Annotated in this window: 39 protein-coding genes, 1 tRNA gene and 1 pseudogene; 3 read left to right on the forward strand and 38 right to left on the reverse strand. The window is 28.2% G+C overall.

Annotated features, from left to right (window positions below; translation table 11 throughout):
* Positions 1–11: 11 nt before the first annotated feature.
* The 32 genes from rpsM to fkpA form a co-directional block, all read right to left on the reverse strand.
* Entirely contained in the window at positions 12–368 is a 357-nt protein-coding gene (gene rpsM, locus D9V63_RS02535; protein WP_158369091.1) for a 30S ribosomal protein S13, read from the reverse strand.
* A 106-nt stretch (positions 369–474) separates the two neighbouring features.
* Positions 475–591 (reverse strand): 50S ribosomal protein L36, encoded by a 117-nt coding sequence (gene rpmJ, locus D9V63_RS02540; protein ID WP_071880116.1) that lies wholly within the window; start codon positions 589–591, stop codon positions 475–477.
* Between the two features lie 26 nt (positions 592–617).
* Entirely contained in the window at positions 618–1,937 is a 1,320-nt protein-coding gene (gene secY, locus D9V63_RS02545) for a preprotein translocase subunit SecY (RefSeq protein WP_158369093.1), read from the reverse strand.
* 10 nt (positions 1,938–1,947) lie between these two features.
* Positions 1,948–2,382 carry a 50S ribosomal protein L15 gene (gene rplO, locus D9V63_RS02550; RefSeq protein WP_158369095.1) on the reverse strand — a complete coding sequence of 145 codons (435 nt, stop codon included), beginning with the start codon at positions 2,380–2,382 and terminating at the stop codon, positions 1,948–1,950.
* 3 nt (positions 2,383–2,385) lie between these two features.
* On the reverse strand, positions 2,386–2,565 hold the full coding sequence (rpmD, locus tag D9V63_RS02555; protein ID WP_158369097.1) for a 50S ribosomal protein L30: 180 nt from the start codon (positions 2,563–2,565) through the stop codon (positions 2,386–2,388).
* Positions 2,562–3,074 carry a 30S ribosomal protein S5 gene (gene rpsE / locus D9V63_RS02560; protein ID WP_410051814.1) on the reverse strand — a complete coding sequence of 171 codons (513 nt, stop codon included), beginning with the start codon at positions 3,072–3,074 and terminating at the stop codon, positions 2,562–2,564. Before rpsE ends, rpmD begins: the two co-directional genes overlap by 4 nt.
* 22 nt (positions 3,075–3,096) lie before the next feature.
* Positions 3,097–3,462 (reverse strand): 50S ribosomal protein L18, encoded by a 366-nt coding sequence (gene rplR / locus D9V63_RS02565; RefSeq protein ID WP_158369101.1) that lies wholly within the window; start codon positions 3,460–3,462, stop codon positions 3,097–3,099.
* A gap of 1 nt (position 3,463) precedes the next feature.
* Positions 3,464–4,000 carry a 50S ribosomal protein L6 gene (gene rplF / locus D9V63_RS02570; RefSeq protein ID WP_158369289.1) on the reverse strand — a complete coding sequence of 179 codons (537 nt, stop codon included), beginning with the start codon at positions 3,998–4,000 and terminating at the stop codon, positions 3,464–3,466.
* Between the two features lie 11 nt (positions 4,001–4,011).
* Positions 4,012–4,404, reverse strand: coding sequence for a 30S ribosomal protein S8 (rpsH, locus tag D9V63_RS02575; RefSeq protein ID WP_158369103.1), 393 nt, complete (start codon positions 4,402–4,404; stop codon positions 4,012–4,014).
* 17 nt (positions 4,405–4,421) lie between these two features.
* Positions 4,422–4,727 carry a 30S ribosomal protein S14 gene (gene rpsN, locus D9V63_RS02580; protein ID WP_158369105.1) on the reverse strand — a complete coding sequence of 102 codons (306 nt, stop codon included), beginning with the start codon at positions 4,725–4,727 and terminating at the stop codon, positions 4,422–4,424.
* Positions 4,728–4,755: 28 nt separating this feature from the next.
* Complete coding sequence (gene rplE, locus D9V63_RS02585; RefSeq protein ID WP_158369106.1) at positions 4,756–5,295, reverse strand: 50S ribosomal protein L5; 540 nt, start codon at positions 5,293–5,295, stop codon at positions 4,756–4,758.
* A 22-nt stretch (positions 5,296–5,317) separates the two neighbouring features.
* The gene (gene rplX / locus D9V63_RS02590; protein WP_158369108.1) at positions 5,318–5,635 is read right to left on the reverse strand and encodes a 50S ribosomal protein L24; all 318 of its coding nucleotides are present in this window, start codon (positions 5,633–5,635) and stop codon (positions 5,318–5,320) included.
* Between the two features lie 21 nt (positions 5,636–5,656).
* A complete protein-coding gene (rplN, locus tag D9V63_RS02595) occupies positions 5,657–6,025 on the reverse strand; it encodes a 50S ribosomal protein L14 (protein ID WP_158369110.1) in 369 nt (122 codons plus the stop codon).
* A gap of 109 nt (positions 6,026–6,134) precedes the next feature.
* On the reverse strand, positions 6,135–6,389 hold the full coding sequence (gene rpsQ, locus D9V63_RS02600) for a 30S ribosomal protein S17 (protein ID WP_261979558.1): 255 nt from the start codon (positions 6,387–6,389) through the stop codon (positions 6,135–6,137).
* The gene (gene rpmC / locus D9V63_RS02605; RefSeq protein WP_158369114.1) at positions 6,386–6,583 is read right to left on the reverse strand and encodes a 50S ribosomal protein L29; all 198 of its coding nucleotides are present in this window, start codon (positions 6,581–6,583) and stop codon (positions 6,386–6,388) included. The genes rpsQ and rpmC overlap by 4 nt, the downstream gene beginning before the upstream one ends.
* Entirely contained in the window at positions 6,583–6,993 is a 411-nt protein-coding gene (gene rplP / locus D9V63_RS02610) for a 50S ribosomal protein L16 (protein ID WP_158369116.1), read from the reverse strand. Before rplP ends, rpmC begins: the two co-directional genes overlap by 1 nt.
* A 12-nt stretch (positions 6,994–7,005) precedes the next feature.
* Positions 7,006–7,710: a 30S ribosomal protein S3 gene (gene rpsC / locus D9V63_RS02615; RefSeq protein WP_158369118.1), complete on the reverse strand. Its 705-nt coding sequence runs from the start codon at positions 7,708–7,710 to the stop codon at positions 7,006–7,008.
* 23 nt (positions 7,711–7,733) lie between these two features.
* Entirely contained in the window at positions 7,734–8,066 is a 333-nt protein-coding gene (gene rplV / locus D9V63_RS02620) for a 50S ribosomal protein L22 (protein WP_158369120.1), read from the reverse strand.
* Positions 8,067–8,081: 15 nt separating this feature from the next.
* Positions 8,082–8,360: a 30S ribosomal protein S19 gene (gene rpsS, locus D9V63_RS02625; protein WP_158369122.1), complete on the reverse strand. Its 279-nt coding sequence runs from the start codon at positions 8,358–8,360 to the stop codon at positions 8,082–8,084.
* Positions 8,361–8,377: 17 nt separating this feature from the next.
* Positions 8,378–9,199, reverse strand: a complete 822-nt coding sequence (gene rplB / locus D9V63_RS02630) for a 50S ribosomal protein L2 (RefSeq protein WP_158369124.1) — start codon at positions 9,197–9,199, stop codon at positions 8,378–8,380.
* Positions 9,200–9,210: 11 nt separating this feature from the next.
* Positions 9,211–9,519, reverse strand: a complete 309-nt coding sequence (gene rplW / locus D9V63_RS02635) for a 50S ribosomal protein L23 (protein ID WP_158369126.1) — start codon at positions 9,517–9,519, stop codon at positions 9,211–9,213.
* Positions 9,516–10,121 carry a 50S ribosomal protein L4 gene (rplD, locus tag D9V63_RS02640; protein ID WP_158369128.1) on the reverse strand — a complete coding sequence of 202 codons (606 nt, stop codon included), beginning with the start codon at positions 10,119–10,121 and terminating at the stop codon, positions 9,516–9,518. The genes rplW and rplD overlap by 4 nt, the downstream gene beginning before the upstream one ends.
* A gap of 17 nt (positions 10,122–10,138) precedes the next feature.
* Positions 10,139–10,768, reverse strand: a complete 630-nt coding sequence (gene rplC, locus D9V63_RS02645) for a 50S ribosomal protein L3 (RefSeq protein WP_158369130.1) — start codon at positions 10,766–10,768, stop codon at positions 10,139–10,141.
* Positions 10,769–10,794: 26 nt separating this feature from the next.
* The gene (gene rpsJ / locus D9V63_RS02650) at positions 10,795–11,106 is read right to left on the reverse strand and encodes a 30S ribosomal protein S10 (RefSeq protein WP_053940444.1); all 312 of its coding nucleotides are present in this window, start codon (positions 11,104–11,106) and stop codon (positions 10,795–10,797) included.
* A 256-nt stretch (positions 11,107–11,362) separates the two neighbouring features.
* Positions 11,363–12,547, reverse strand: coding sequence for an elongation factor Tu (tuf, locus tag D9V63_RS02655; protein ID WP_158369132.1), 1,185 nt, complete (start codon positions 12,545–12,547; stop codon positions 11,363–11,365).
* Positions 12,548–12,594: 47 nt separating this feature from the next.
* A complete protein-coding gene (gene fusA, locus D9V63_RS02660) occupies positions 12,595–14,703 on the reverse strand; it encodes an elongation factor G (RefSeq protein ID WP_158369134.1) in 2,109 nt (702 codons plus the stop codon).
* Between the two features lie 88 nt (positions 14,704–14,791).
* On the reverse strand, positions 14,792–15,262 hold the full coding sequence (gene rpsG / locus D9V63_RS02665) for a 30S ribosomal protein S7 (protein WP_158369136.1): 471 nt from the start codon (positions 15,260–15,262) through the stop codon (positions 14,792–14,794).
* 38 nt (positions 15,263–15,300) lie between these two features.
* Positions 15,301–15,675 carry a 30S ribosomal protein S12 gene (rpsL, locus tag D9V63_RS02670; protein WP_158369138.1) on the reverse strand — a complete coding sequence of 125 codons (375 nt, stop codon included), beginning with the start codon at positions 15,673–15,675 and terminating at the stop codon, positions 15,301–15,303.
* Between the two features lie 117 nt (positions 15,676–15,792).
* Positions 15,793–16,080: a sulfurtransferase complex subunit TusB gene (gene tusB, locus D9V63_RS02675; protein ID WP_158369140.1), complete on the reverse strand. Its 288-nt coding sequence runs from the start codon at positions 16,078–16,080 to the stop codon at positions 15,793–15,795.
* A gap of 12 nt (positions 16,081–16,092) precedes the next feature.
* Positions 16,093–16,452 carry a sulfurtransferase complex subunit TusC gene (gene tusC, locus D9V63_RS02680; protein ID WP_158369142.1) on the reverse strand — a complete coding sequence of 120 codons (360 nt, stop codon included), beginning with the start codon at positions 16,450–16,452 and terminating at the stop codon, positions 16,093–16,095.
* Positions 16,453–16,469: 17 nt separating this feature from the next.
* Positions 16,470–16,850, reverse strand: a complete 381-nt coding sequence (tusD, locus tag D9V63_RS02685; RefSeq protein ID WP_158369144.1) for a sulfurtransferase complex subunit TusD — start codon at positions 16,848–16,850, stop codon at positions 16,470–16,472.
* A 29-nt stretch (positions 16,851–16,879) separates the two neighbouring features.
* Positions 16,880–17,635 carry an FKBP-type peptidyl-prolyl cis-trans isomerase gene (fkpA, locus tag D9V63_RS02690; protein WP_158369146.1) on the reverse strand — a complete coding sequence of 252 codons (756 nt, stop codon included), beginning with the start codon at positions 17,633–17,635 and terminating at the stop codon, positions 16,880–16,882.
* 125 nt (positions 17,636–17,760) lie between these two features.
* Here fkpA and D9V63_RS02695 point away from each other — a divergent pair, with 125 nt between their 5' ends.
* Positions 17,761–17,973 (forward strand): hypothetical protein, encoded by a 213-nt coding sequence (locus tag D9V63_RS02695; protein ID WP_158369148.1) that lies wholly within the window; start codon positions 17,761–17,763, stop codon positions 17,971–17,973.
* Between the two features lie 31 nt (positions 17,974–18,004).
* Here D9V63_RS02695 and D9V63_RS02700 read toward each other — a convergent pair whose 3' ends face one another.
* Entirely contained in the window at positions 18,005–19,216 is a 1,212-nt protein-coding gene (locus D9V63_RS02700; RefSeq protein WP_158369150.1) for an aspartate aminotransferase family protein, read from the reverse strand.
* 322 nt (positions 19,217–19,538) lie between these two features.
* Between D9V63_RS02700 and tsgA the strand changes: the two genes are divergently transcribed.
* Entirely contained in the window at positions 19,539–20,708 is a 1,170-nt protein-coding gene (tsgA, locus tag D9V63_RS02705) for an MFS transporter TsgA (RefSeq protein ID WP_158369152.1), read from the forward strand.
* Between the two features lie 112 nt (positions 20,709–20,820).
* Here tsgA and trpS read toward each other — a convergent pair.
* The 4 genes and pseudogenes from trpS to aroK all read right to left on the reverse strand — a co-directional run bounded on the left by trpS (position 20,821) and on the right by aroK (position 24,403).
* Positions 20,821–21,827 (reverse strand): annotated as a pseudogene (trpS, locus tag D9V63_RS02710) (tryptophan--tRNA ligase).
* Between the two features lie 26 nt (positions 21,828–21,853).
* A complete protein-coding gene (gene rpe, locus D9V63_RS02715) occupies positions 21,854–22,540 on the reverse strand; it encodes a ribulose-phosphate 3-epimerase (protein WP_158369154.1) in 687 nt (228 codons plus the stop codon).
* A gap of 215 nt (positions 22,541–22,755) precedes the next feature.
* The gene (gene aroB, locus D9V63_RS02720) at positions 22,756–23,838 is read right to left on the reverse strand and encodes a 3-dehydroquinate synthase (RefSeq protein WP_187308578.1); all 1,083 of its coding nucleotides are present in this window, start codon (positions 23,836–23,838) and stop codon (positions 22,756–22,758) included.
* Between the two features lie 43 nt (positions 23,839–23,881).
* Entirely contained in the window at positions 23,882–24,403 is a 522-nt protein-coding gene (aroK, locus tag D9V63_RS02725; RefSeq protein WP_158369158.1) for a shikimate kinase AroK, read from the reverse strand.
* A gap of 449 nt (positions 24,404–24,852) precedes the next feature.
* Between aroK and D9V63_RS02730 the strand changes: the two genes are divergently transcribed.
* Positions 24,853–24,937, forward strand: a tRNA-Ser gene (locus tag D9V63_RS02730).
* A 14-nt stretch (positions 24,938–24,951) separates the two neighbouring features.
* On the opposite strand, the gene deoD is transcribed toward D9V63_RS02730, so the two are convergent.
* Positions 24,952–25,659, reverse strand: coding sequence for a purine-nucleoside phosphorylase (deoD, locus tag D9V63_RS02735; protein WP_158369160.1), 708 nt, complete (start codon positions 25,657–25,659; stop codon positions 24,952–24,954).
* Positions 25,660–25,683 lie beyond the last annotated feature (24 nt).

A 25,683-nucleotide genomic window follows, 5' to 3' on the forward strand; every position in this document is an offset into this window, starting at 1 on the left:
AATTACCTAAATTATTTTTTTATCGCTTTTCTAGGGCCTTTACAAGTACGAGCATTTGTTTTAGTTCGTTGTCCTCGCACTGGAAGACTCTTACGATGACGTACACCACGATAACAATTAAGATCAACTAAACGTTTAATATTTAAAGTTTTTTCTCTTCTTAAATCACCTTCGACAACATATTTACCTACATTTTCTCTTAATAATTCAATATCTGACTCTTTTAAATCTATAATTTTTACAGTTTCTGGAATATTTGAATTCATACAAATAATTTTAGATCGTTTTCTTCCAATTCCATATATTGCTGTTAATGCTATTATGGTATGCTTATTCTCAGGAATATTAATACCTGCGATACGTGCCATTTTATATAATCCTTAAAATTTATTAAGATAAACTAACGTAAGAAATTTATCAATATATATAAAAATATTAATAAATTTTAATGTGTTCTCTTGCTCTTATTTAAATTTAACCTTGACGTTGTTTGTGCTTCGGATCATTACTACAAATAACTCTTACTACATTATTACGTCGTATAATTTTACAATTTCGACAAAGTGTTTTCACAGAAGCTTTAACTTTCATTAAAAAATCCTTAACTATTGAAAAATTTAATTTAACTTAGCTTTTTTCAATATAGAGTCATATTGACTCGACATTATTAAAGTTTGGATTTGCCCAATAAAATCCATAATAACTACAACTACAATTAATAATGAAGTGCCACCAAAATAAAATGGAACATTCATAGCACTTCTCATAAATTCTGGTACTAAACAAATAAAGGTAATATATAAAGAACCAAATAATGTTAATCGCAACATAATTTTATTAATATATTTAGCTGTTTGTTCACCTGGTCTAATTCCTGAGATAAAAGCACCTGATTTTTTTAAATTATCTGCTGTTTCACGTGGATTAAAAACCAGTCCAGTATAAAAAAAGCAAAAGAAAATAATAGAAGTTATATATAAAACTAGATATAAAGACTGATTTGGCTGAAAATAAAATAAAATAGTTTTAAAAAAACTATATTTTTTCTCTATTCCAGACCAAGATATAATAGTAGCAGGAAATAAAACAATACTAGAAGCAAATATTGCAGGTATTACACCAGACATGTTTACTTTTAAAGGTAAATGAGTACTTTGTGCTGAATAAATACGACGACCTTGTTGACGCTGAGCATAATGAACAATAATTTTTCTTTGACTACGTTCAATGAAAACAACTAAAAAAACAACTAAAAAAATTAATACTAAAACCGATAAAAATAATAATAAATGTAAATGTCCTTGTCTCGTTTGTTCAATGGTATGTGTAATTGCAGCTGGAAGACCTGCTATGATACCTGTAAAGATTATAATTGAAATACCATTACCAATACCGCATTCTGTAATTAATTCTCCTAACCACATTAAAAACATAGTACCAGTTACTAATATAATAATAGCGGTAAAATAAAAATAAAAATCTGCATTAACTATAATCGGACGTATACTAGATATACTAGATAAACTTGTTACAACACCAACTGATTGAAAAAAAGCTAATATCAAAGTAGCATATCGTGTATATTCATTAATTTTATGTCGACCCGATTCCCCTTCTTTTTTTATTTCAGATAAAAAAGGAACTGCTAAAGTTAATAACTGAATAATAATAGAAGCTGATATATAAGGCATAATACCTAATGCAAAAATAGAAGCACGATTCAAGGCTCCACCAGAAAACATATTAAACATTTCAAAAATAGTACCTTTTTGATTATTTAATATTCTAGATAAAATTGTAGTATCGATTCCAGGTATAGGAATAAAGGAGCCAATACGAAAAATAATTAATGAAATTATTACAAAAATAATTCTATTTTTAAGTTCATTAATACCTTTTTGAGAATTTTTAAAATTCATTCCGGATTTATTAATCATTATTTGCTAATTATCCTTCAATTTTACCACCACAATTTTCAATTGCTATACGAGCATTTTTAGTAACACCTAAACCACGTAATGTGATAGGTGCTGTTAGTTTTCCCGAAAAAATAATTTTTACATATTTAATATTCTTATTAATAATATTTTGTTCTTTTAAAGTCTTTAAATCAATTATATTAGTTGATAATTTTGATATTTGAGATAATCTTACTTCAGTAGTAATATTTGTTTTTCTAGACTTAAACCCAAATTTAGGAAGCCTTCTATAAAAAGGCATTTGTCCACCTTCAAAACCACGATTGATGCTACCACCAGATCTAGATTTTTGACCTTTATGTCCTCTACCAGCTGTTTTACCAAAACCAGAACCAATGCCCCGACCTAATCTTTTTCGATTTTTTTTAGATCCACACGACGGAGATAAATTATTTAGATGCATAAATTATTTCTCTTGTATTTTTAAAATATACGATACTTTGTTAATCATACCTCGAATTGAAGGAGTATCTTCAAGAATAACGGTATGCCCAATATGACGTAATCCCAAACCAAATAATGTTCTTTTATGTTTAGGTATTCTTCCTATTGAACTTTTAACTTGAGTAATTTTAATAGTTTTCATTGATGAGAATTTACCTTCCTAATAATATCTTCAACAGATTTATTTCTTTTAGCTGCTATCATTTCTGGAGATTTCATATTAATTAAACCATTCATAGTAGCTCGAACTACATTGATTGGGTTAGTTGATCCGTATGTTTTAGCCAGTACATTATGTATACCAGCAACTTCTAAAACTGCACGCATAGCACCTCCTGCAATAATGCCAGTACCATCTGAAGCTGGTTTCATAAATATATTAGATCCAGTATGCGATCCTTTTAAAGGATGTTGTAAAGTTTTATTTGATAATGGTATAGTAATCATATTACGCCTCGCCTTTTCCATAGCTTTTTGAATAGCTGCAGGAACTTCACGAGCTTTACCGTATCCAAAACCAACACGTCCGTTTCCATTACCTACCACTGTTAGAGCTGTAAATGAAAAAATACGACCACCTTTAACTGTTTTTGATACACGGTTTACAGTAATTAATTTTTCTTGTAATTCATTATGACTTTTTTTATCCATATTAACCATTTTATATTTCACCTTAAAACTTTAATCCAAAATTTCGAGCAGAATCTGCTAATGCTTTTATACGACCATGATATTTAAAACCAGAACGATCAAACGAAATAGAAGATATGCCTTTTGATAAAGCTCTTATAGCAATATTTTTTCCGATCATTTCTGCAGCTTTTTTATTTCCAGTATATTTTAAATCACATTTAATTTTTTTTTCTAGAGTAGAAGCAAAAACTAAAACTTTTGCTTCAGAGGAAATGATTTGAGCATAGATATGACGAGAAGTACGATGTACTACTAAACGAGTAACTCCTAATTTTTTCATTTGACAACGTGATTTTTTTAATCGACGTATGCGAGAGTTTATTTTAAAATTTTTAGAAACAATCATTTTACTTTTTTTTAGCCTCTTTTACACGTACAATTTCATCTTCATATCGAATACCTTTTCCTTTATAAGGTTCTGGTTTGCGATAAGATCTTAAGTTGGCTGCAACTTGCCCGACTAATTGCTTATCTACTCCTTTGATGATAATTTCTGTAGGAGACAAATATTCGACTTCTATACAAGGCGGTAAAGAATATAAAATAGGATGAGAGTACCCTAAAGACATATTGATAATATTATCTTGTGTGATAGAAACACGATACCCTACACCAGAAAACTGTAATTTTTTACTAAATTTTTTTGAAACTCCTGTAATCATTGAATAAACTAAAGCTCTTGATGTACCAGCTTGTGCCCAGCCATCAGAAAATCCTAAACGAGCGGTAAAAGTAATGATATTATTTACATATTTTACTTCAACCGAACGATGAATAATACGTGAAAGATGACCATATTTTCCTTCAATAGATATTGATTGAGAATTTAATTCAACTTTAATATCTTTTGGAATAGAAATTGGACGTTTAGCAACACGAGACATTTTTTCTCCTTTTAAGCCACGTAACATATAACTTCGCCGCCAAGACCAAGTTTTCGCGCCATGTGATCTGTCATAATACCATGAGAAGTTGAAATTATAGCAATTCCTAATCCAGACATAACTTTAGGTAAATCATGCTTTTTTTTATATACACGTAAACTCGGTCGACTGACCCTTTGTATTTTTTCTATTACAGATTTACCTTTAAAATATTTTAAAATCACTTCTAATTCTGATTTATTTTCACTATTTATATTATAATTATTAATATAACCTTCTTTTTTTAATAATTTTATTATAGAATTTTTTAATTTAGAAGCAGGCATTTTAACAGAATATTTATTAGCTGCTTGACCATTTCTAATGCGTGTCAACATATCAGCTACTGGATCTTGTATACTCATTTTTAACTCCTCAAAAATTACCAACTAGCTTTTTTTAAACCAGGAATTTCACCTTTCATAGCGGCTTCTCTAACTTTGATACGACTAAGACCAAATTTTCGTAAAAAAGCATGTGGTCGACCTGTTTGACGACATCGATTTCTTTGTCTTGATGGACTAGAGTCACGAGGAAAAACTTGCAGTTTAAGTACAGCATTCCAACGTTCTTCTTTTGAAATTTTAATATTATTGATAATAGTTTTCAGAGCTATACGTTGAGCATAAAATTTATTAGCTAATTTTATACGTTTCACTTCACGTGCTTTCATTGATTGTTTAGCCATTGGATAACCTTAAATATATTAACTTATATTATTTACGAAAAGGAAAATTAAACGCAGATAACAATAAATGACCTTCATGATTTGATTTTGCAGTGGTCGCAATAGTTATATCTAATCCGCGAACACGATCAATTTTATCATAATCAATTTCAGGAAAAATAATTTGTTCTCGTATTCCTAAACTATAATTTCCTTGGCCATCAAAAGAATTAACTAATAAACCCCTAAAATCTCTAATACGAGGAATTGCAATACTAATTAAACGTTCTAAAAAATCCCATTTTCTTTTTCCGCGCAATGTTACTTTGCAGCCAATAGGATAGCCTTTCCGAATTTTAAAACCAGCTACAGACTTCCTTGCTTTAGTAATTATTGGTTTTTGTCCAGATATCGCAGTTAGATCTAAAACAGCATTGTCTAAATTTTTTTTATCAGAAGCTGCAGATCCAACACCCATATTCAAAACAATTTTATCAATTCTAGGTACTTGCATAATAGAACTATAATTTAGTGTTATCATAAGATTTTTAACTATTTTTGTTTTATAATAACTATGTAATTCAGTCATTTATTACTCCAAAATATCATAACTATTTTTTAATAGTTTTTCCATTTGATTTAAAAAAACGTACTTTTTTACCATCTTCAAATCTAAAACCAACACGATCTGATTTTTTAGATTCTGGATTTAAAATAGCAATATTTGAAATATGTATAGGAGCTTCTTTTTCAAGAATACCACCATTTTTATTTTGAGAAGGAACGGGTTTTTGGTGTTTTTTAACTAAATTTAAACCTTGAATAATTACTTTGTTAGTTGATAAAATACATTTAATAAAACTTTTCTTCCCTTTTTCCTTTCCTGTTAAAATTACTACTTCATCATTTTGACGAAACTTTAATGCCATCTTATATTCCTCAAATATTTATTATAAAACTTCAGGAGCTAATGAAATAATTTTCATAAATTTTTCATTTCTTAGTTCTCGAGTTACAGGGCCAAAAATACGCGTACCTAGAGGTTGTTCATTATTATTTAAAATAACACAAGCATTTTTGTCAAAACGAATAGTAGAACCATCAGATCTTCTAACCCCTTTCTTTGTTCTTACAACTACAGCTTTTAAAACTTCTCCTTTTTTTACTTTTCCTCTTGGTATAGCTTCTTTTACTGTAATTTTAATTATATCACCAATTCTAGCGTAACGACGACGAGAACCACCTAATACTTTAATACACATAGCTGAACGCGCTCCTGAGTTATCAGCTACATTTAAAATAGTTTGTTCTTGAATCATATTTTTATTATTCCAAATAAAATAAAATTATCATTGATTATAACATCAGTGATCTTTGATTAATAGAAAACATGAACAGACCTAAGTTTGATCATGTTTTAAAATATTTTTAAAAAATAGTTTTTTCAACAATACGAACTAAAACCCAAGATTTAGTTTTAGAAATTGGTCTCGATTCTCTAATTTCTATTATATCACCTATAGAACATTCATTTTTTTCATCATGAATATGAAGTTTTGTAGTTTTTTTTATAAATTTTTTATAAATTGTATGTTTTATAAAACGTTCAATTGAAACAACAGCTGATTTATTCATTTTATTACTTATAACACGACCTTGTAAGGTACGAATTTTTTCCATTATTTAAGGCGCTCCTTTTCAGTTAATATCGTTTTTACTTGCGCAATACTTCGTCTAACTTTTCGTAATAAATGTGGTTGTTTTAATTTTCCTGATGCAGATTGCATACGAAGATTAAATTGTTCTCTTAATAATTGTAATAATTCTATATTAAGATCTTGAAAATTTTTTTTTCGTAATTTTAACAATTTCTTCATTACATCACCATTTTAGTTACAAAAGTGGTTTTAATAGGTAGTTTTGACGCTGCTAACTTAAACGCTAAACGAGACTCTTCTTCAGATACACCATCTAATTCGTAAAGAATTTTACCAGGTTGTACTAAAGCAACCCAATACTCAACATTACCTTTTCCTTTTCCCATTCTAACTTCTAATGGTTTTTGTGTAATTGGTTTATCAGGGAAAATACGTATCCAAACTTTACCTTGCCTTTTAATAAAGCGTGTAATAGCTCTTCGTGCAGATTCAATTTGTCGAGCTGTTAAACGCCCTCGATCCACGGCTTTTAACCCAAAAATACCGAAGTTAATATTAGTACCAATTGCAAGTCCTCGATTACGTCCTTTGTGCATTTTACGAAATTTAGTACGTTTTGGTTGCAACATTAGCAAATCCTCCTACTTTCGATGTTTACGATGTTGCTTTTTTGATTGAATAGATGGTTTTTTTTCTAATTGTTCAATAGCTGACATACCACCTAGTATTTCTCCTTTAAAAATCCAAACTTTTACACCTATTACACCATAAGTTGTATGAGCTTCTGAAACACTATAATCAATATTAGCGCGAAGAGTATGTAGTGGTACTCTACCCTCTCTATACCATTCTCTACGAGCTATTTCAGCACCACCTAACCTACCACTTACTTCTACTTTAATACCTTTTGCTCCTTGTCTTATTGCATTTTGAACAGATCGTTTCATAGCTCTTCGGAACATAACTCTTCGTTCTAATTGGGAAGTAATATTATCCGAAACAAGCTTTGCATCTAATTCAGGTTTTCTTACTTCAGAAATATTAATTTGAGCTGGAACACCAGTAATCTTTGCAATAACAACTCTTAATTTTTCAACATCTTCGCCTTTTTTACCTATTACAATACCTGGTCTGGCTGTGTAAATAGTAACACGAATACTTTTTGCAGGTCTTTCAATGATAATTCGAGATACTGATGCTTTTATTAGTTCTTTCATGAGAAATTGACGAACTTTATAATCGCTATCTATATAATCTGCAAACTCTTTAGTATTTGAAAACCACACAGAGTTCCATTTTTTAATTATACCCAATCGCATGCCATTAGGATGAACTTTTTGACCCATTCCTTATCCCCTACAAAAAAAAACTAACAATCAGAAACAATTACAGTTATATGACTAGTACGTTTTAAAATACGATCTGCTCGTCCTTTAGCGCGAGGCATCATTCGTTTCATTGTAGAACCTTCATCTACAAATATATTTTTAACCTTTAATTGATCTATATCAATACCGTTATTGTGTTCTGCGTTTGCTATTGCTGATTCTAATACTTTTTTAACTAAAACCGCGGCTTTTTTATTATGAAAATTCAATATATTTAATGCTATTGGTACTTTTTTACCTCTAACTAAATCTGCTATTAAACGAATTTTTTGAGCAGAAGATCGAACTTTTCGACATTGAGCTAAAGTTTCCATTTATTCCTCTTTTTTCTAACGTTTTTTTACTTTTTTATCTGCAGTATGTCCTCTGTAGGTACGAGTTAAAGAAAATTCACCTAATTTATGCCCAACCATTTCTTCAGTAATAAAGACTGGAATATGGTTTCGACCATTATGAACAGATATTGTTAAACCAACCATATTTGGAAATACCGTTGAACGTCTAGACCAAGTTTTTAAAGGTTTTTTATCATTTAACTTTACTGCTTGTTCTACTTTTTTTAATAAACTTACATCAATAAAAGGGCCTTTTTTCAAAGAACGTGGCATAAAATGATTCTCTAAAGTTATTTGTGACGATGACGTAAAATAAATTTTTCAGTACGTTTATTTCTTCGGGTTTTCTTTCCCTTTGTTTGAACGCCCCAAGGAGTTACTGGATGTTTTCCAAAATTTCTTCCTTCACCACCTCCATGAGGATGATCAACTGGGTTCATAGCAGTGCCTCGTACAGTAGGTCGAATTCCAACCCATCGCGAAGCACCAGCTTTTCCTAATACTTTTAACATATGTTCTGCATTACCTACTTCACCAATCGTACCTCTACAATTAGATTCAGTTCTTCTCATTTCACCAGATCGTAATCGTAAAGTAGCGTAATCTTTATCACGCGCTACTAACTGTACATAACTTCCTGCGGATCGCGCAATTTGACCGCCTTTTCCTGGTTTTATTTCGACATTATGAATAAATGAACCAACAGGGATATCTTTAATTGGTAAAGTATTTCCTATCTTAATAGGAGCGCTTGATCCTGAAGTAACAATATCACCTATCTTTAAACCTTTAGGCGCTAAAATATAACTTCTTTTTCCATCTTTATATAGTATTAAAGCAATGTTAGAAGAACGATTAGGATCGTATTCTAATCTCTCTATTACAGCATCTATATTATCTTTATTTCTTTTAAAATCTATTATACGGTACGCTCGCTTATGACCTCCTCCAATATGTCGAGTTGTAATTCTACCATTGTTATTGCGTCCTCCAGTTTTACTTTTTTTTGTAATAAGTGAAGCATATGGGTTTCCTTTATACAATTCCTTATTGACAACTTTAATAACATGACGTCGACCTGGGGATGTCGGCTTACATTTAACAATTGCCATTTTTATTTCCTCTAACTACTTTCTATATTACTTATAAAATCTAAATTTTGACCTTTTTTTACTTTAATATATGCTTTTTTCCAATCTTTTCGAAAAACAACACGGTTAGATTGACGCTTTTTTTTTCCTTGAACATATACTGTTTTGACACTGTCTACCTGTATATTAAATAATTTTTGTACTGCAGATTTAATTTCATATTTAGTAGAGTTTTTTAAAACTTTTAAAACAACAGTATTAAATTTTTCCATTAATATAGATGATTTTTCAGAAATATGGGGAGAGAGTAATATTTTGAACAAACGCTCTTCAGAAATCATGAAAGTATTTCCTCTATTTTTTTCAAAGCTTCAACAGTAATTAAAATATGCTCAAAAGCAATCAAGCTTACTGGATCTATCGAATATACATCTTTTACATCAACGGAATATAAATTTCTAGAAGCAAGAAATAAGTTGTTATCTATTTTGCTTGTAATAATTAAAACATTTTTTAAATTTATTTCTTTTAATTTTTCAACTAATAGCTTTGTTTTAGGTAGCATTAATGAAAAATCTTGAAAAACAATTAATCGTTTTTGACGTATTAATTCAGAAAAAATACTTTTTAATGCACCACGATACATTTTCTTGTTAATTTTTTGAGAATGTTCTTGAGGTTTTGCGGCAAATGTCACGCCTCCTGAACGCCAAATAGGACTTCTAAAAGAACCTGCACGAGCACGTCCAGTTCCTTTTTGACGCCATGGTTTTCTACCTGAACCAGAAACATCAGCACGACTTTTCTGTGCTCTCGTACCTTGACGAGTAGACGCTGAATAAGCAACAACCACTTGATGAATTAGAGCTTCATTAAAATCTCGAGCAAAAATGATTTCAGAAACACTAAGAAGGTTTTGCACGTCTTTAACTACTAATTCCATGCTTAATTCCTTATTCCTCAAATCTTAATAGCTGGTTTAACAATAAGATCACTACCTGTAAACCCTGGAACGGCGCCTTTTACTAAAAGTAAATTACGATTTTCATCAATACGTATTATATTTAAATTTTGTACTGTAACACGTTTATTCCCTAATTGTCCTGCCATTTTTTTTCCTTTAAAAACTCTTCCAGGAGTTTGATTTTGACCAATAGAACCTGGAACTCTATGAGATAATGAATTTCCATGTGTTGCATCTTGAGTACGAAAGTTCCAACGTTTGACAGTACCAGAAAAACCTTTACCTTTAGAAACGCCTGTAATATCTACTTTTCTAACATCATTAAAAATATTAACTTTAATAATTTGACCTAATTTAAAATTATCATTTATATTTATTTTAAATTCCCATAAACCATAACCTGGAGTCACACCTGCTTTTAAAAAATGACCTGATTGTGGTTTTTTAAGTTTATTTAACTTTTTTATGCCTGTTGTAATTTGAATAGCACAATACCCATCAGTTACTACGTTTTTTATTTGTGTGATTCGATTGTCTTTAAACTCAATTACAGTAACAGGAACCGAATACCCTTCCTTAGTAAAAATACGAGTCATACCAAGTTTTTTACCAATTAAACCAATCATTTTAAAAACCTTATATATCTATCTAATTAACCTAAACTAATTTGAACATCTACACCAGCGGCAAGATCAAGTCGCATTAGTGCATCAACAGTTTTTTCAGTAGGTTCTACTATATCAATTAATCTTTTATGTGTACGTATTTCATATTGATCACGTGCGTCCTTATTAACATGTGGAGAAATTAAAATAGTAAATCGCTCCTTACGAGTGGGTAATGGAATAGGACCACGCACTTGTGCTCCAGTTCTTTTCGCTGTTTCAACGATTTCTGTAGTTGATTGATCAATTAATCTATGATCAAATGCTTTTAAACGAATACGAATTCTTTGGTTCTGCATTATACCAGAACTCCAATTTTATTAAAAAATAAAAATTTCGCCCTCTCTCTATATATTAGAGATTGGATGTAATTAATAATAACTTCTATATAACTCCTATATTAGGAGTATTTTAAAATATTTGAAATTAAACAATATCTTTAATTCTATAAAATTATTTCATTTTAGATATTATTTATAGTATTTATTGCAATACCAAGAAAAGAGCATTGTATACTCTTTTCTTAATAAATTCAACCAAGTACAATATAAAACATTAAGCTAAAACTTTAGACACAACACCAGCGCCAACAGTTCTACCACCTTCACGTATAGCAAATCGTAATCCATCTGTCATAGCAATAGGATGGATTAGATTAACAGTCATTTTGATATTATCTCCTGGCATTACCATTTCTACGCCTTCAGGTAATTCAATAGAACCTGTCACATCAGTAGTTCGAAAATAAAACTGAGGACGATACCCTTTAAAAAATGGAGTATGTCGACCGCCTTCTTCTTTAGATAAAACATATACTTCGGACTCAAATGTTGTGTGCGGATGAATACTACCAGGTTTAGCTAAAACTTGACCTCTTTCAATTTCATCACGTTTTGTTCCTCGCAGTAAAACACCTACATTTTCGCCAGCACGACCTTCATCTAATAATTTTCTAAACATTTCTACGCCAGTGCAAGTGGTTTTAGTTGTTTTTTTAATTCCTACAATTTCTACTTCTTCACCAACCTTAATAATTCCTTTTTCCACTCTTCCAGTAACAACAGTACCTCTTCCTGATATAGAAAAAACATCTTCTATAGGTAATAAAAAAGATTGATCAATTGCTCTTTTGGGTTCTGGAATATAGCTATCTAAAAATTGAGATAGTTCTAATATTTTCGATTCCCACTCAGGATCACCTTCTAACGCCTTTAATGCAGATCCACGAACAATAGGAGTATCGTCACCTGGAAAATCATATTGAGTTAATAAATCACGCACTTCCATTTCTACTAACTCTAATAATTCTTCGTCATCTACCATATCACATTTATTTAAGAAAACAACAATGTAAGGAACACCAACTTGTCTACCGAGTAAAATATGTTCACGCGTTTGAGGCATAGGGCCATCAGTAGCTGCAACCACTAAAATAGCTCCATCCATCTGAGCAGCACCAGTAATCATATTTTTAATATAATCTGCATGACCTGGACAATCAACGTGCGCATAATGCCTTAATTCAGTATCATATTCTACATGCGAAGTATTAATTGTTATACCCCTAGCTTTTTCTTCTGGAGCATTATCTATTTGATCAAAAGCACGTGCAGAACCTCCATATTTTTTTGATAATACAGTAGTAATTGCTGCAGTTAATGTTGTTTTTCCATGATCTACATGACCAATAGTTCCTACGTTGATATGAGGTTTTAAACGTTGAAATTTTTCTTTTGACATTTTTTTATCCTTTATAATTTTAGTTATAAAAATTTTTTAAAATAAAATTATTTACTTTTTTTATGAATAATTAAATCAGAAACACTAGATGGTGCTTCTACATATTTTAAAAATTCCATTGAATAAGAAGCTCTTCCTTGTGTTTGAGAACGTAAATCAGTTGCATAACCAAACATTTCAGATAAGGGCACACAAGCATTAATAATTTTACCTATAGCTAAATCTTTCATACCTTCAATTACACCTCTTCGACGATTTAAATCGCCAATAACATCGCCCATATAGTCATCTGGTGTTTCTACTTCAACTTTCATAATAGGTTCTAATAAAACAGGTTTAGCTTGTTTAAAACCATTTTTAAATGCTAAAGAAGCAGCAAGCTTAAATGCTAACTCTGAAGAATCAACATCATGATAAGAGCCAAAATAAAGACGAACTCCTATATCTACAACAGGGTAACCTGCTAAAGGTCCATATTTTAATTGTTCTTGAATACCTTTATCAATAGCAGAGATGTACTCACTAGGTATTACACCGCCTTTAATATCATTAATAAAGGAATACCCCAAACCTCCAGGTTCTAATGGAAACAATTCTATAACAACATGACCATACTGACCTCTACCACCAGATTGTTTAATATGTTTACCTTCAATATCAGTAACTTTATTTAAAATTGTTTCACGATATGCTACTTGTGGTTGGCCAATATTAGCATCTACACTAAATTCTCGTTTCATTCGATCAACGATAATTTCTAAATGTAGCTCACCCATTCCAGAAATAATTGTTTGATTAGATTCTTGATCAGTATGCACTCTAAAAGAAGGATCTTCTTTGGCTAATCTATTTAATGCTAAACCCATTTTTTCTTGATCAGCTTTTGTTCTAGGTTCTACTGAAATTGATATTACTGGATCTGGAAATTCCATACGTTCTAATATAATAGGTTTATTTAAATCGCAAAGCGTATCTCCAGTAGTAACGTCCTTTAATCCAATAGCTGCTGCTATATCGCCTGCATATACCTCTTTTATTTCTTCTCTTTTATTTGCATGCATCTGAACAATTCTACCAAATCTTTCGCGCTGAGATTTAACAGAATTAAATACAGTATCTCCTGATTTTACTATTCCAGAATATACTCTAAAAAATGTTAAATTACCTACAAATGGATCACTAGCAATTTTAAATGCTAAAGCTGAAAATGGAGCATTATCATTTGACGATCTAATAGCAGGAATATTTGTTCTTTTATTTAAAACACCTTTAATATCTTGAATATCATTAGGAGCAGGTAAATATTCAATTATTGCATCTAATAACGCTTGTACACCTTTATTTTTAAATGCCGAACCACAAGTAATCAGTGTAATTTCATTATTTAAAGAACGGTTCCTTAAAGCTGATTTTATTTCTTTTTCAGATAATTCTTGTCCATTTAAGTATTTTTCCATAAGATTTTCATTAGATTCTACAGCAGATTCAATTAAATTTTGATGCCATTTTTCAGATAGCTCATGCATATCTGAAGGAATATCTTTATAAGTAAAAGTAATTCCCTGATCAAGATCTTGCCATTCAATTGCTTTCATTTTAATTAAATCTATTACACCTGTAAAATATTCTTCTGAACCAATCGGTAACTGCAAAGGTACAGGATTACCTCCTAATCGTGTTTTAATTTGTTTTACAGATTTTAAAAAATTTGCACCCATACGATCCATTTTATTTATAAAAGCTATACGCGGTACATTATATTTATTAGCTTGTCTCCAAACAGTTTCAGATTGAGGTTGAACACCTCCAACCGCACAATAAACCATAACTGCACCATCTAAAACACGCATAGAACGCTCTACTTCTATCGTAAAATCTACATGCCCAGGAGTATCAATAATATTAATTCTATGAGGTTGAAATTGTTTACCCATACCAGACCAAAAAGCAGTAGTAGCGGCAGACGTAATTGTAATCCCTCTCTCTTGTTCTTGCTCCATCCAATCCATTGTTGCTGCTCCATCATGTACTTCACCAATTTTATGATTGATTCCAGTATAAAACAGAATTCTTTCTGTAGTAGTTGTTTTACCAGCATCTATATGAGCACTAATTCCAATGTTACGATATCGAGAAATAGGTGTTGTACGAGACATAATAAATTTTACTTTTAGTTTTAAAGGTTATTGTTATTGAGTAAAAGACTAAAATACTTGATAAGTATAAAGTAAAAAACTTTAAAACTTACCAACGATAATGAGCAAACGCTTTATTTGCTTCTGCCATACGATGCACTTCTTCTTTTTTTTTGACGGAAGCTCCTTTATTATCTAATGCATCATATAATTCATTTGATAAGCGTAAAGCCATAGATTTATCTGATCTTTTTCGAGCAGAATCTATAATCCATCGCATAGCTAATGCATTTCTACGTACTGGACGTACTTCGACGGGAACTTGATATGTAGAACCTCCAACTCGACGCGATTTAACTTCTACACTTGGTCGAACATTCTCCAAAGCAATTTCAAATGCTTCTAATTCATCTTTTTCTGTTCGTTTCGATAAATTTTTTAAAGCAGTATAAACAATCACTTCAGCGATAGATTTTTTCCCATCTATCATTAAAATATTAATAAACTTAGCTAATAAATCCGAAGAAAATTTTGGATCAGGTAAAATTTTTCGAGCAGTAATAATACGGCGACGAGGCATAAAAACTCCTTAAAATTTATATTATTATTTTTAAGTAATTAAACTTTTGTTTTTTTAACACCATATTTAGAACGACTTTTTTTTCTATCTTTAACACCAGCACAATCTAAAGAACCTCGAATGACATGATATCGAACCCCAGGCAAATCTTTTACTCTTCCACCACGTATTAAAATAACAGAATGTTCTTGTAAATTATGACCTTCTCCACCTATATATGCTGTAACTTCAAATCCATTAGTTAATCTTACACGACAAACTTTACGTAACGCAGAATTAGGTTTTTTAGGAGTAGTTGTATAAACGCGAGTGCAAACTCCTCTTTTTTGAGGGCTATTTGACAAAGCAGGTACATTTGTTTTAATTGCTTTGCGTAAACGAGGTTTTCGGACCAATTGATTAACTGTGGCCATATAAGTTCCTATTGATAATTGATTTTATGATTAATTTTACCATAATAAAAAAATTGAGATTATATTATAATGTAGAATTTTAGACTGGATATGTAAATTAAAACAACTAAACGTACTTTACCAAGCCATCTGTGTTTTATTTTTAAGTGTTAATGAAACGAAATGAATATAACTAATCAATATAAAGTCGCTAGAGATATTATTTATAATTCCTCGAGCGTTAACATCTTCTTTTATGAGATATAAATTTGCTGAAGTAAAAACAATACTATCTACAAAAACACTATTTTTTAAAGCAATCAAAACACCATCTTGTAAAGCTAAAAAATCATCTTGTTTCTTTAATATACTTGTAAGAAGAGGTATATTAGTTTTGTAAGGAGATTGTATTAAAGTATGTAACATAATAAATTTTCTTTAAAAATTAATAATTGCATCATAATTGTCTAACTTAGCGCGTAAAGAATATGAATTTAATATATTCACCGGTAATATAAATTTAGTGTTAACATTAAATCCCTTTTGCAATAAAGATAATTTACAACAATAAAAATCTTTTATTTCATATAAAGATAATAAATAAAACAAAGACGTATAATTTCGAGTTAAAATTTTTTCTGATTTATAACTTTTAAATAATTGCAAAATACCATCACCAATAAAAAATATACTGATTTTTTTTAAAACAGCTGAAGTTCCTAAAATAGCATCTAATCCTTCTTTTCCAAAGGTTGTTCCATGTGGAGCATGAGACAACACAAAAGCAATTTTTTTCATAAAATTATTATATTAAATTAAAATTGTATTATACGATCTGAAATATATATAGCATTTCCAAGTTCTAGTAACCCGCTTAATTGAAAAAAAGGAGCTAAATTTCCTTTCTTTAAATTAGATATAGTATTATCTTCTGCTACACCTCTTCTTTCAGCTGAACTAGTGCATACATATAACTTCACATCATATTTTTCATATAATGCTTGCCAACCTTGTATTAAGTTAAATTCATCAACAGGTGTTTTGTTTATAATATTTGCGTTAAGAACACCATCGCAATAAAAAAATACACTATTTAATACATGATGCATTTTTATTAATGATTTACAAAATAAAAAAGCTGTACTAGCATTTTGTGTTCCGTAAGCAGGTCCTGTAACTAAAACTGTATAGTTCATTGTATATTTTTACATTATGTTCCATATTCTCAATTATTTTTTGCATCAATTAACTCTATATCAAAAACTAAGGTAGAATTTCCTGGAATTCCATTTAACCCAGTATTGCCATATCCTAAAGAGGGAGGTATAACTAATTTAATTCTTCCGCCTTTTCTAATGTATTTTAGACCTTCTTGCCACCCTAATATTACATCCTTTAATATAAATACAACAGGCTTTCCTCGATTATATGAATTATCAAATTCTACTCCGTTAACGAAAAAACCCTTGTAATGTACAGTAATTTCTGTATTTTCTTTTATTTCTTCACCTGAACCTGGTTTATCTATAATATACATTAGACCGCTTTGAGTTTTATGCGAACCTTGAATATCGGAAAATTTTTTCATATATAATTGTCCTTGAATTAAATTTTCTTTTTTATTGTTTTCAATTTGTATTTTAGTTGCATGCTTAAGTCTGTTTTCTAGTTTCTCAAGAATCTCCGAAATTTCTTGATTAGATAATTTTAAATTATTTGAAATAGCATCTTCAATACCTGACAGTAGACTATATTTATCTAATTGAATGCCTAATTTTTTTTGTTTTTCAAAAGATTGATTAACATAATTACCTAAAGAAACACCTAAAGCATATCCTATTTTTTCATTTTCATTTTTAAAAACTTTTTTATTTTCTGAATAAGATTGCATTTTAGGGTTTAACTGTGTTTCTGAGAACACGCTAGGAATGTAAAATATTAAAAATAAAAACATAATTCTTTTTAGCAGAAAAGAAATCATTTATTGCTCCATTAAATAAATTTCTATTTTTAAAAATTTTATTAAATAATCTTTCACAAGATAAAATTATTTTATATAATATTAAATAGAAAATAAAAAAATTTTAAAATAACTAAGGATAAAAAATGAAAATAAATACGTTTAAAAATATACAAAAAAAAAATAAGAAAATTTGTAGTCAAAAAATATATTTTGATGAACTGAAAAATAATCTTTTATTGCATAAAATAGAAATAAAAAATATGCAAGCAAACATACAGAATTTATCAAAAAAAATAAATTATTTAAAATTATATATTAATCGAATGTTAGGGATACAAAAACCACCACATTATTAAATGAGATTTTATTTTAATCTACAAATAAACTTTAAAATTTTTTTAAAGCGCGATAAAAACGATTCATTCCTTCAACGATATCAGATTCACTAATAATTAATGAAGGAGCCATTCTAATTACATTTTTTCCTGCAGTTAAAAAGATTACACCTTCTAAAAATGAAAAATGTAAAATATCATGTATTTTTTTTACAAATTTTGACTCTAATACAATACCAATCAATAAACCCATTCCTCTGATTTCTGTAAATAATTTAAAACGTTTGTTGATAATATTTAATTCAAATAAAATTCTTTTTAGTTTTTGTTTGACACCAGATAAAATATTTTTTGTATTAATAATATTAATTGTTGCTTCGGCAATAGCGCAAGCAAGAGGATTCCCTCCGTATGTTGTTCCATGTATGCCTGGTGTAATTACAGATTGAATTTTACTAGTTGTTAACATTGCGCTAATTGGAAAACCACTACCTAAAGATTTAGCAATTGTTAAAATATCAGGTTCTATTCCATAATGTTCATATGCAAACAATTTTCCAGTTCTACCTATACCTGTTTGAACTTCATCAAAAATTAATAATGCATTATATTTATTACATAAACATCGAAGTTCTCTAACAAAAGATTTTGATGCGGGAATAATTCCACCTTCACCTTGAATTAATTCTAAAACTATTGCGCAAGTATTTTTATTAATTATGTTTTTTACGGTTTCAATTTTATTAAATTCCGCATGTTGAATTCCTAAAGGTTTAGGTCCAAAAAAATCGGAATATTTTGATTGTCCACCAACAGATACGGTAAATAATGTTCTACCATGAAATGAATTATAAAAGGAAATAATATTATTTTTTTTTACATCATACTTCTTAGTTGCATAGTAACGTGCTAATTTAAATGCAGCTTCGTTTGCTTCAGCTCCTGAATTAGCAAAAAATACATGAGATGCAAAACTTGATAAAACTAATTTTTTAGCTAATCTTAAAGCTGGTTCATTTGTAAAAATATTACTAGTATGCCATATTTTTTTACTTTGATAATTTAATACTTTATTTAATAAAGGATGACAATGTCCTAAAGATGTAACTGCAATTCCTCCAGAAAAGTCAACATATTCTTTACCCTGCTGATCCCAAATACGACTACCTTTTCCTTTTATAGGAATAAAAGAAGGAGGATTATAAAAAGGTAAAATGAAATTATTAAAACTATTTCTTGTAACCAATGTATTTTTTAATATCATTAAATATCCTAAAATATATACTTACTAAATTAATAAATTTTTAAAAAATATATTTTTTAAGTAATAATAAATCTAAAAAATAAAATTAAAAATTTATTCAATAAAATGTTTAAATTAATCAAATTAAAATATACATTATATTTTATTAAATTTAAACTTATTTTAGTAATAAAAATCAATATCTGATTTATATTTAATTGAGAAAATATTTTGGATTTTAACATCTGAATGAAATTATAATTATAACAAATAACATGTTAAAAATATAAAACAATTTTTAATACTTTAAAAATTTTAAAATTTATAAAAACAGGTGAAAAAAGTGAAAAACATTAACCAAATAGGACTTACATGGATTAGTTTTTTTTCATACGCTTTCACAGGTGCATTAATAGTAGTTACAGGAATGATAATGGGAGATATTGCTAATTATTTTAATTTATCGATTTCTCAAATGAGCAATATTTTTACTTTTTTAAATGCAGGCATATTAGTATCAATTTTACTTAATTCATGGCTAATTAATATTATTTCATTAAAAAAACAATTAATATATGGATTCATACTTTCTATTATTTCAATTTTAGGAATAATATTTTCTAAAAATATATTATTATTTTCTATTAATATTTTTATACTAGGACTAGTAAGTGGAATTACCATGTCTATTGGTACTTTCATTATTACAATATTATATTCTGGATCAAAAAGAGGATCACAACTTTTATTAACCGATTCTTTTTTTAGTATGTCTGGAATGATATTTCCTATTATCGCAGCATATTTGTTGGAAAATAAGTTTTTATGGTATTGGATATATGTATGTATAGGAATTATTTATTTTATAATTTTTATTTTATCAGTTAGCTTACATTTTCCAGAATCAAAAGAAAAATTTAAGTATACAGAAAAAATTAAAAAATGGAATTTTAATATAATTGTATTGTCTATATCTGCATTATTATATATTTTAGGTCAATTAAGTTTTATTTCTTGGGTACCACAATATGCAACAGAAATAATGAATATCAATATAAAAAAAACAGGAAATTTAGTAAGCGATTTCTGGATGGCATATATGATTGGTATGTGGTGCTTTAGTTTTGTAATAAAATTTTTTAATTTAAAACGTATATTTGTTTTTCTATCTGGTATTTCCGCAATACTCATGTACGTATATATACATAGTTCAATGTATTTAATTATGAAATATCTCATTATTAGTTTAGGATTTTTTTCTAGTGCTATTTATACAATAATTATTACACTAGCTTCATTACAAACAAAAAAACCATCTGCACAATTAATAAACATAATTCTATTTTTTGGAACCATTGGAACATTATTAACGTTTATAGTTACTAGTCCTATCGTTGATGACAAAGGACTATATGCAACTTTAATATGCTCAAATATTTTATATAGTATAGTATTTATTTTATCTTTATTAATTTTAATAAATAGTAAAAATAAAATCTATTTCAAAGAATAAAATTTTTTTATAAATCAACATTACTACATAAAATATCAAAAATTATTGTTTATATAATAAATAAACTAGAATATAACTATTTCTGGTTTATTTATCTGATTAATTTGAAAAGCTAGTCAATTCCTATAGCAGAAAATACTTTTTCTAAAGTTTCTTGAGATTTTAAACGAGCTTTTATTGCGCCATTTGCAATGATTTCTTGTAAAAAAAACTCATTTTTACGATAATTAACATAGGATTTTTGTAACTTTAATAAAAATTTTGATAGACTCTCTGCAACAATATTTTTAAATTCACTATACAGAATACCATTAAATTCTTGTTCTAAAATATTAATTTCTTTTTTAGTTATAGCAGAAAGAATTTCTAATAAATTAGAGATTCCCGATTTTTTTTTAGTATCATAATATATTTTCGGAGGATGTTCTGAATCTGTAACACAATTTTTTATTTTAAAAAGCATAGAAGAAATATCTTCTAATAAAAAAATAACATTATTTTGATTAACATCAGATTTAGACATTTTTTTTATTGGATCTAATAAAGACATAATTTTAGAACCATTATGACTAATCATTGGTTTAGGTATAGTAAAAACGTTTCCGTATAAGTAATTAAAACGGTTCGCTATTTTACATGTTAATTCTAAGTGTTGTTTTTGATCTTTTCCTACTGGAACAAAATTCGTTTGATATAATAAGATATCTGAAGCCATTAAAACAGGATAATTAAATAAACCAATATTGCTATTTTTTATACAATTTTGAGTTTTTTTAAGTTTAAATTGAGTCATTCTAGATAGTTCGCTAAATTGACTAAAACAACTCAAAATCCAATTTAACTGACTATGCTGATAAACTTGTGATTGCACAAAAATAATGCTTTTATTAGGATCAACACCACAAGCTAAATATAATGCTAAAGTATCTAATATTGCATTTTTTATGTTTTTTTTTTATTAATTGTAGTTAAAGCATGTAAATCCGCAATACAATATAAACATTCATATTTATTCTGCATATTCGACCAATGACGCATCGTACCGATATAATTCCCAATAGTTAATTGACCAGAAGGCTGTATGGCACTAAATAATATTGGCTTAGAATTAATAAGCATAAATTAAAAACCCTAAATAAAAAATATTAATGAAGAGACTTAAAATTAGAACATTTTAATTCTTGACGAATTTTTTTAATAATTTTTTGATAGTCAGGATGATCAAAAATTCCAGAACCAACCACAAATACATTTGCTCCAGAAAAAGCTATTTCAGAAATATTTTCTAATTTAACTCCTCCATCTACTTGTAAAAAAATATCTGATGTATGTAAATCAATTCTTTTGCGTACTTCACGCAATTTATTAAATGTAGATGGTAAAAATGATTGATTGCCAAAACCAGGATTTACTGACATTAACAAAATTACATCTAATTTATCTATTACATAATCTAAAAAGTTAAGAGAAGTAGACGGATTAAATGCTAAACCAGCTTTGCATCCGTGCTCTTTAATTAAATTTAATGTACGATCAACATGATCAGTAGATTCTGGATGAAATGTAATAAAATTTGCACCTGCTTGAGCAAATTTTGGAATTAAATTATCTACAGGTTTCGTCATTAAATGAACGTCAATGGGTGCAGTAATTTTATAATTTCGTAAAGATTTTAAAATCATAGGACCCATTGTTAAATTGGGAACATAATGATTATCCATTACATCAAAATGAATCCAGTCTCCACCTGAATCAATAACTTTTTTTGTATCTTCTCCTAAACGTGCAAAATCAGCAGATAAAATAGATGGAGCTAATAAAAAATTTTTCATATTAATTTTCTCGATTTATATAAGATTATAAAGAACTAAGAATATAAACATAATATTTAGAAAAATAATATTTACTACATTAGTATTAATGCTGTTTATTTTTCATTTTTATAATATTGAAAATTATTTATTAAAAATTTACAATATATTTACTTTTTAAAATATAATTGATATTAAAAAATAAATTATTTAAAAATATTTCAAGTATAAAAAATTTATTGAGAATCTTTAATTGCACTTAAAATAATATTTTTATCTATACCAGAAAAAACCTTAGCTTTTCCGATAGAAACAGGAAGAACTAATCTCATTTCTCCTGAAATTACTTTTTTATCACGCATCATATATGGTAAATATGAAACTGCAGACATATTTTTTGGGCCTTTTATAGGTAATCCAGCTTTTTTCAATAAAGAAATTATTCTTTTATAATCTATTTTTTTTAAATACCCCAGTAATTCTGATGTACGCGATGCCATAACCATACCTACTGATATCGCTTCGCCATGTAACCAATTACCGTACCCAGCATGCGCTTCGATAGCATGACCATATGTATGACCAAAATTTAATAATGCTCTAAAATTTTTTTCTCGTTCATCAAGAGAAATAATTTTTGATTTTAATTCACAACATTTTTTAATACAAAAACACATAGATTTGTGATCTAATAACAATATTTTCTCGATATTTTCTTCTAACCAATTAAAAAATGTTTCATCAAAAATAACAGCATACTTAATAATTTCAGATATTCCGGAAATTAATTCATTATAAGGTAAAGTTTTTAAAAAATTAATATCTACAATAACTGAAGATGGTTGCCAAAAAGATCCTACCATATTTTTCCCTAATAAATGATTGACTCCTGTTTTTCCACCGATGGAAGCATCTACTTGTGCTAAAAGAGTAGTTGGAATTTGAATAAATCGAATTCCTCGCTGATAAATAGATGCTGAAAAACCAGTTAAATCACCTACTACACCTCCACCTAGAGCAATTAATGTAGTATCGCGAGAATGTTTTTTTTCAAGTAATGCAGAAATGACCATTTCTACTTCATTTAATGTTTTAAATTGTTCACCATCTGAAATTATTACCTGATCTATTTTTATTCCTGATTTTCTTAATTGAAAAAATACTTTATCTTTTAAAAGATTAGCTAATGTTTTATTCGTTACTAACATAGCTTGATTTCCTGGCTTTAAAGGAAGAAAAATATTATCTTCTTCAATAATACCAGAACCAATATGAATTGGATAACTACGCTCGCCTAAGACAACCTGTAATTGTTCCATAATTATAATACTCTACAAATATACTGTGAATAGTTATTAATTACTATATTTTTTCTAATAAACGAATTATATTATTTGCAACAGCTTTAGCACTTTGAGAATCAGTATGAATTTTAAAATCTGCTATTTCTTCATATAACGGGTTTCTTTCGATAGCTAAATTTTCTAATATAATTCTATTTGATATATTTTTTTGTAGTAATGGTCTTTTTTTATCTCTTTTTGTACGTGATAACTGTTTTTCAATTGTTGTTTCTAAATATACAACAATACCTCGAGCTGATAATATATTTCGATTTTCTTTAAATTTTATCGATCCTCCACCTGTAGCAAGAATAATTCCTTGTTTTTGTGTAATTTCATTAATTACTTTAACTTCTCTTTCTCGAAAACCATTTTCACCTTCCACATCAAATACCCAACTGATACTAGCTCCAGTGCGTTTTTCAATTTCTTGGTCAGAATCAAAAAATTCCATATTAAGTTGTTGAGACAATTGACGACCAATTGTACTTTTTCCAGCGCCCATAGGTCCAATTAAAAAGATATTTCGTTTTTCTGCCATATTTTTATTACTAAAATAATGTGTTAAAATTACTTATACTGAACATTTTAATGTCAGCAACATATACAATGCTAAAAATAGAATAATAAAATTTAAATGATACTACTTTTAAATTTTTTAATGAATAAAAATATTTAATAAATATTCTAAATTCATATATTTAGATTATTTAATAAAATAACATTATAAAAAATTTGAAAAATTTATAGGTATATCATAAATGAATTTATTCCTTATATTTACTTAGTTGTTTTTAGAGAAATATTTAAAAATAAATGTTTTTAAAATAATTAAACACTGAAAATACATTCTATCAGAGTAAAGATTATTTTTTCTATCTTTTCTTTGTAATTTTACTATAAATATTTTTAGATGTTTGATAAATTAAAAACTTGACGTAATTTACTTTTTCAGATTAAATAAGATAAATATTTTTAAAAATTAATTAAGGTGAGGTGTCCGAGAGGCTTAAGGAACACGCCTGGAAAGCGTGTATATGGAAACGTATCAAGGGTTCGAATCCCTTTCTCACCAAAAAAATAAACAACCTAAATTAATAAAGTAGTTTCTAAAGATAAAACAATCATATCATTAAAGCTAGATTCTCTATCTTTTGACGAAACAGATTCTTTTTTTAAAATATGATCAGAAACTGTACAAATTGATAAAGCCTGTGCTTTGAGTTCAGATGCAACAGAATATATGCCTGCCGTCTCCATATCTATACCAACAATATTATATTTTTTTAAAATATCTAGCATATTTCTATCAGTATAAAATGAATCAGTAGTAAAAAAATTGCCAATATGAATTTTTAAATTCATTTTTTTTGCAAATAAAAACGCATTATAAGTTATATTAAAATCTGAAATAGCAGCATAATCATGATTATGGAATCGTATTCTATTAAATTTTGAATCTGTAGAAGCACCTAATCCAATAACAATATCACGTAATTTTATATCATCTCGTACAGCACCACAAGTTCCGATTCGAATAATTTTTTTTACATTATATTCTGTTATTAATTCTCTTACGTAAAGAGCAGCAGACGGTATCCCTATACCATGACTCATAACGGAAATTTTTTTATTTTTATAATATCCTGTATAAGCTAACATTAACCGTGTTTTATTAATTTGCTTATAATCATTTAAATAATTTTCAGCAATATATTTTGCTCTTATGGGATCACCAGGCATTAAAATTACATCTGAAAAATCATTCTTTTTACTATTAATATGGAAAGTAGACACTGATTTTTTCCTTGTTTTTAAAAT

It is taken from the genome of Buchnera aphidicola (Aphis nasturtii) (assembly GCF_005083345.1).
In the GTDB taxonomy this organism is placed as follows: Bacteria; Pseudomonadota; Gammaproteobacteria; order Enterobacterales; family Enterobacteriaceae; genus Buchnera; species Buchnera aphidicola_R.

Bases quoted from the DNA above. Each gene is read 5' to 3' on its own strand.
- rplW (WP_158369126.1), bottom strand. From the start codon at position 9,519: ATGATTTCTGAAGAGCGTTTGTTCAAAATATTACTCTCTCCCCATATT.
- rplR (WP_158369101.1), bottom strand. From the start codon at position 3,462: ATGATTGTTTCTAAAAATTTTAAAATAAACTCTCGCATACGTCGATTA.
- rplC (WP_158369130.1), bottom strand. From the start codon at position 10,768: ATGATTGGTTTAATTGGTAAAAAACTTGGTATGACTCGTATTTTTACT.
- rpsM (WP_158369091.1), bottom strand. From the start codon at position 368: ATGGCACGTATCGCAGGTATTAATATTCCTGAGAATAAGCATACCATA.
- rplD (WP_158369128.1), bottom strand. From the start codon at position 10,121: ATGGAATTAGTAGTTAAAGACGTGCAAAACCTTCTTAGTGTTTCTGAA.
- D9V63_RS02695 (WP_158369148.1), top strand. From the start codon at position 17,761: ATGAAAATAAATACGTTTAAAAATATACAAAAAAAAAATAAGAAAATT.
- aroB (WP_187308578.1), bottom strand. From the start codon at position 23,838: ATGGAACAATTACAGGTTGTCTTAGGCGAGCGTAGTTATCCAATTCAT.
- rpmJ (WP_071880116.1), bottom strand. From the start codon at position 591: ATGAAAGTTAAAGCTTCTGTGAAAACACTTTGTCGAAATTGTAAAATT.
- rpmD (WP_158369097.1), bottom strand. From the start codon at position 2,565: ATGAAAACTATTAAAATTACTCAAGTTAAAAGTTCAATAGGAAGAATA.
- tuf (WP_158369132.1), bottom strand. From the start codon at position 12,547: ATGTCAAAAGAAAAATTTCAACGTTTAAAACCTCATATCAACGTAGGA.
- rplE (WP_158369106.1), bottom strand. From the start codon at position 5,295: ATGACTGAATTACATAGTTATTATAAAACAAAAATAGTTAAAAATCTT.
- rpe (WP_158369154.1), bottom strand. From the start codon at position 22,540: ATGAAAAATTTTTTATTAGCTCCATCTATTTTATCTGCTGATTTTGCA.
- rplP (WP_158369116.1), bottom strand. From the start codon at position 6,993: ATGTTGCAACCAAAACGTACTAAATTTCGTAAAATGCACAAAGGACGT.
- rplB (WP_158369124.1), bottom strand. From the start codon at position 9,199: ATGGCAATTGTTAAATGTAAGCCGACATCCCCAGGTCGACGTCATGTT.
- rplO (WP_158369095.1), bottom strand. From the start codon at position 2,382: ATGCATCTAAATAATTTATCTCCGTCGTGTGGATCTAAAAAAAATCGA.
- fusA (WP_158369134.1), bottom strand. From the start codon at position 14,703: ATGTCTCGTACAACACCTATTTCTCGATATCGTAACATTGGAATTAGT.
- rpsG (WP_158369136.1), bottom strand. From the start codon at position 15,262: ATGCCTCGTCGCCGTATTATTACTGCTCGAAAAATTTTACCTGATCCA.
- rplF (WP_158369289.1), bottom strand. From the start codon at position 4,000: ATGTCTCGTGTTGCTAAACGTCCAATTTCTATTCCAAAAGATATTAAA.
- aroK (WP_158369158.1), bottom strand. From the start codon at position 24,403: ATGGCAGAAAAACGAAATATCTTTTTAATTGGACCTATGGGCGCTGGA.
- rpsJ (WP_053940444.1), bottom strand. From the start codon at position 11,106: ATGCAGAACCAAAGAATTCGTATTCGTTTAAAAGCATTTGATCATAGA.
- rpsS (WP_158369122.1), bottom strand. From the start codon at position 8,360: ATGCCACGTTCTTTGAAAAAAGGCCCTTTTATTGATGTAAGTTTATTA.
- rpsE (WP_410051814.1), bottom strand. From the start codon at position 3,074: ATGGATAAAAAAAGTCATAATGAATTACAAGAAAAATTAATTACTGTA.
- rpsL (WP_158369138.1), bottom strand. From the start codon at position 15,675: ATGGCCACAGTTAATCAATTGGTCCGAAAACCTCGTTTACGCAAAGCA.
- fkpA (WP_158369146.1), bottom strand. From the start codon at position 17,635: ATGATTTCTTTTCTGCTAAAAAGAATTATGTTTTTATTTTTAATATTT.
- tusD (WP_158369144.1), bottom strand. From the start codon at position 16,850: ATGAACTATACAGTTTTAGTTACAGGACCTGCTTACGGAACACAAAAT.
- rplV (WP_158369120.1), bottom strand. From the start codon at position 8,066: ATGGAAACTTTAGCTCAATGTCGAAAAGTTCGATCTTCTGCTCAAAAA.
- secY (WP_158369093.1), bottom strand. From the start codon at position 1,937: ATGATTAATAAATCCGGAATGAATTTTAAAAATTCTCAAAAAGGTATT.
- rpsC (WP_158369118.1), bottom strand. From the start codon at position 7,710: ATGGGTCAAAAAGTTCATCCTAATGGCATGCGATTGGGTATAATTAAA.
- rplN (WP_158369110.1), bottom strand. From the start codon at position 6,025: ATGATTCAAGAACAAACTATTTTAAATGTAGCTGATAACTCAGGAGCG.
- rpsN (WP_158369105.1), bottom strand. From the start codon at position 4,727: ATGGCTAAACAATCAATGAAAGCACGTGAAGTGAAACGTATAAAATTA.
- tusB (WP_158369140.1), bottom strand. From the start codon at position 16,080: ATGTTACATACTTTAATACAATCTCCTTACAAAACTAATATACCTCTT.
- D9V63_RS02700 (WP_158369150.1), bottom strand. From the start codon at position 19,216: ATGATATTAAAAAATACATTGGTTACAAGAAATAGTTTTAATAATTTC.
- tusC (WP_158369142.1), bottom strand. From the start codon at position 16,452: ATGAAAAAAATTGCTTTTGTGTTGTCTCATGCTCCACATGGAACAACC.
- rpmC (WP_158369114.1), bottom strand. From the start codon at position 6,583: ATGAAGAAATTGTTAAAATTACGAAAAAAAAATTTTCAAGATCTTAAT.
- rpsH (WP_158369103.1), bottom strand. From the start codon at position 4,404: ATGAGTATACAAGATCCAGTAGCTGATATGTTGACACGCATTAGAAAT.
- rplX (WP_158369108.1), bottom strand. From the start codon at position 5,635: ATGGCATTAAAGTTTCGTCAAAATGATGAAGTAGTAATTTTAACAGGA.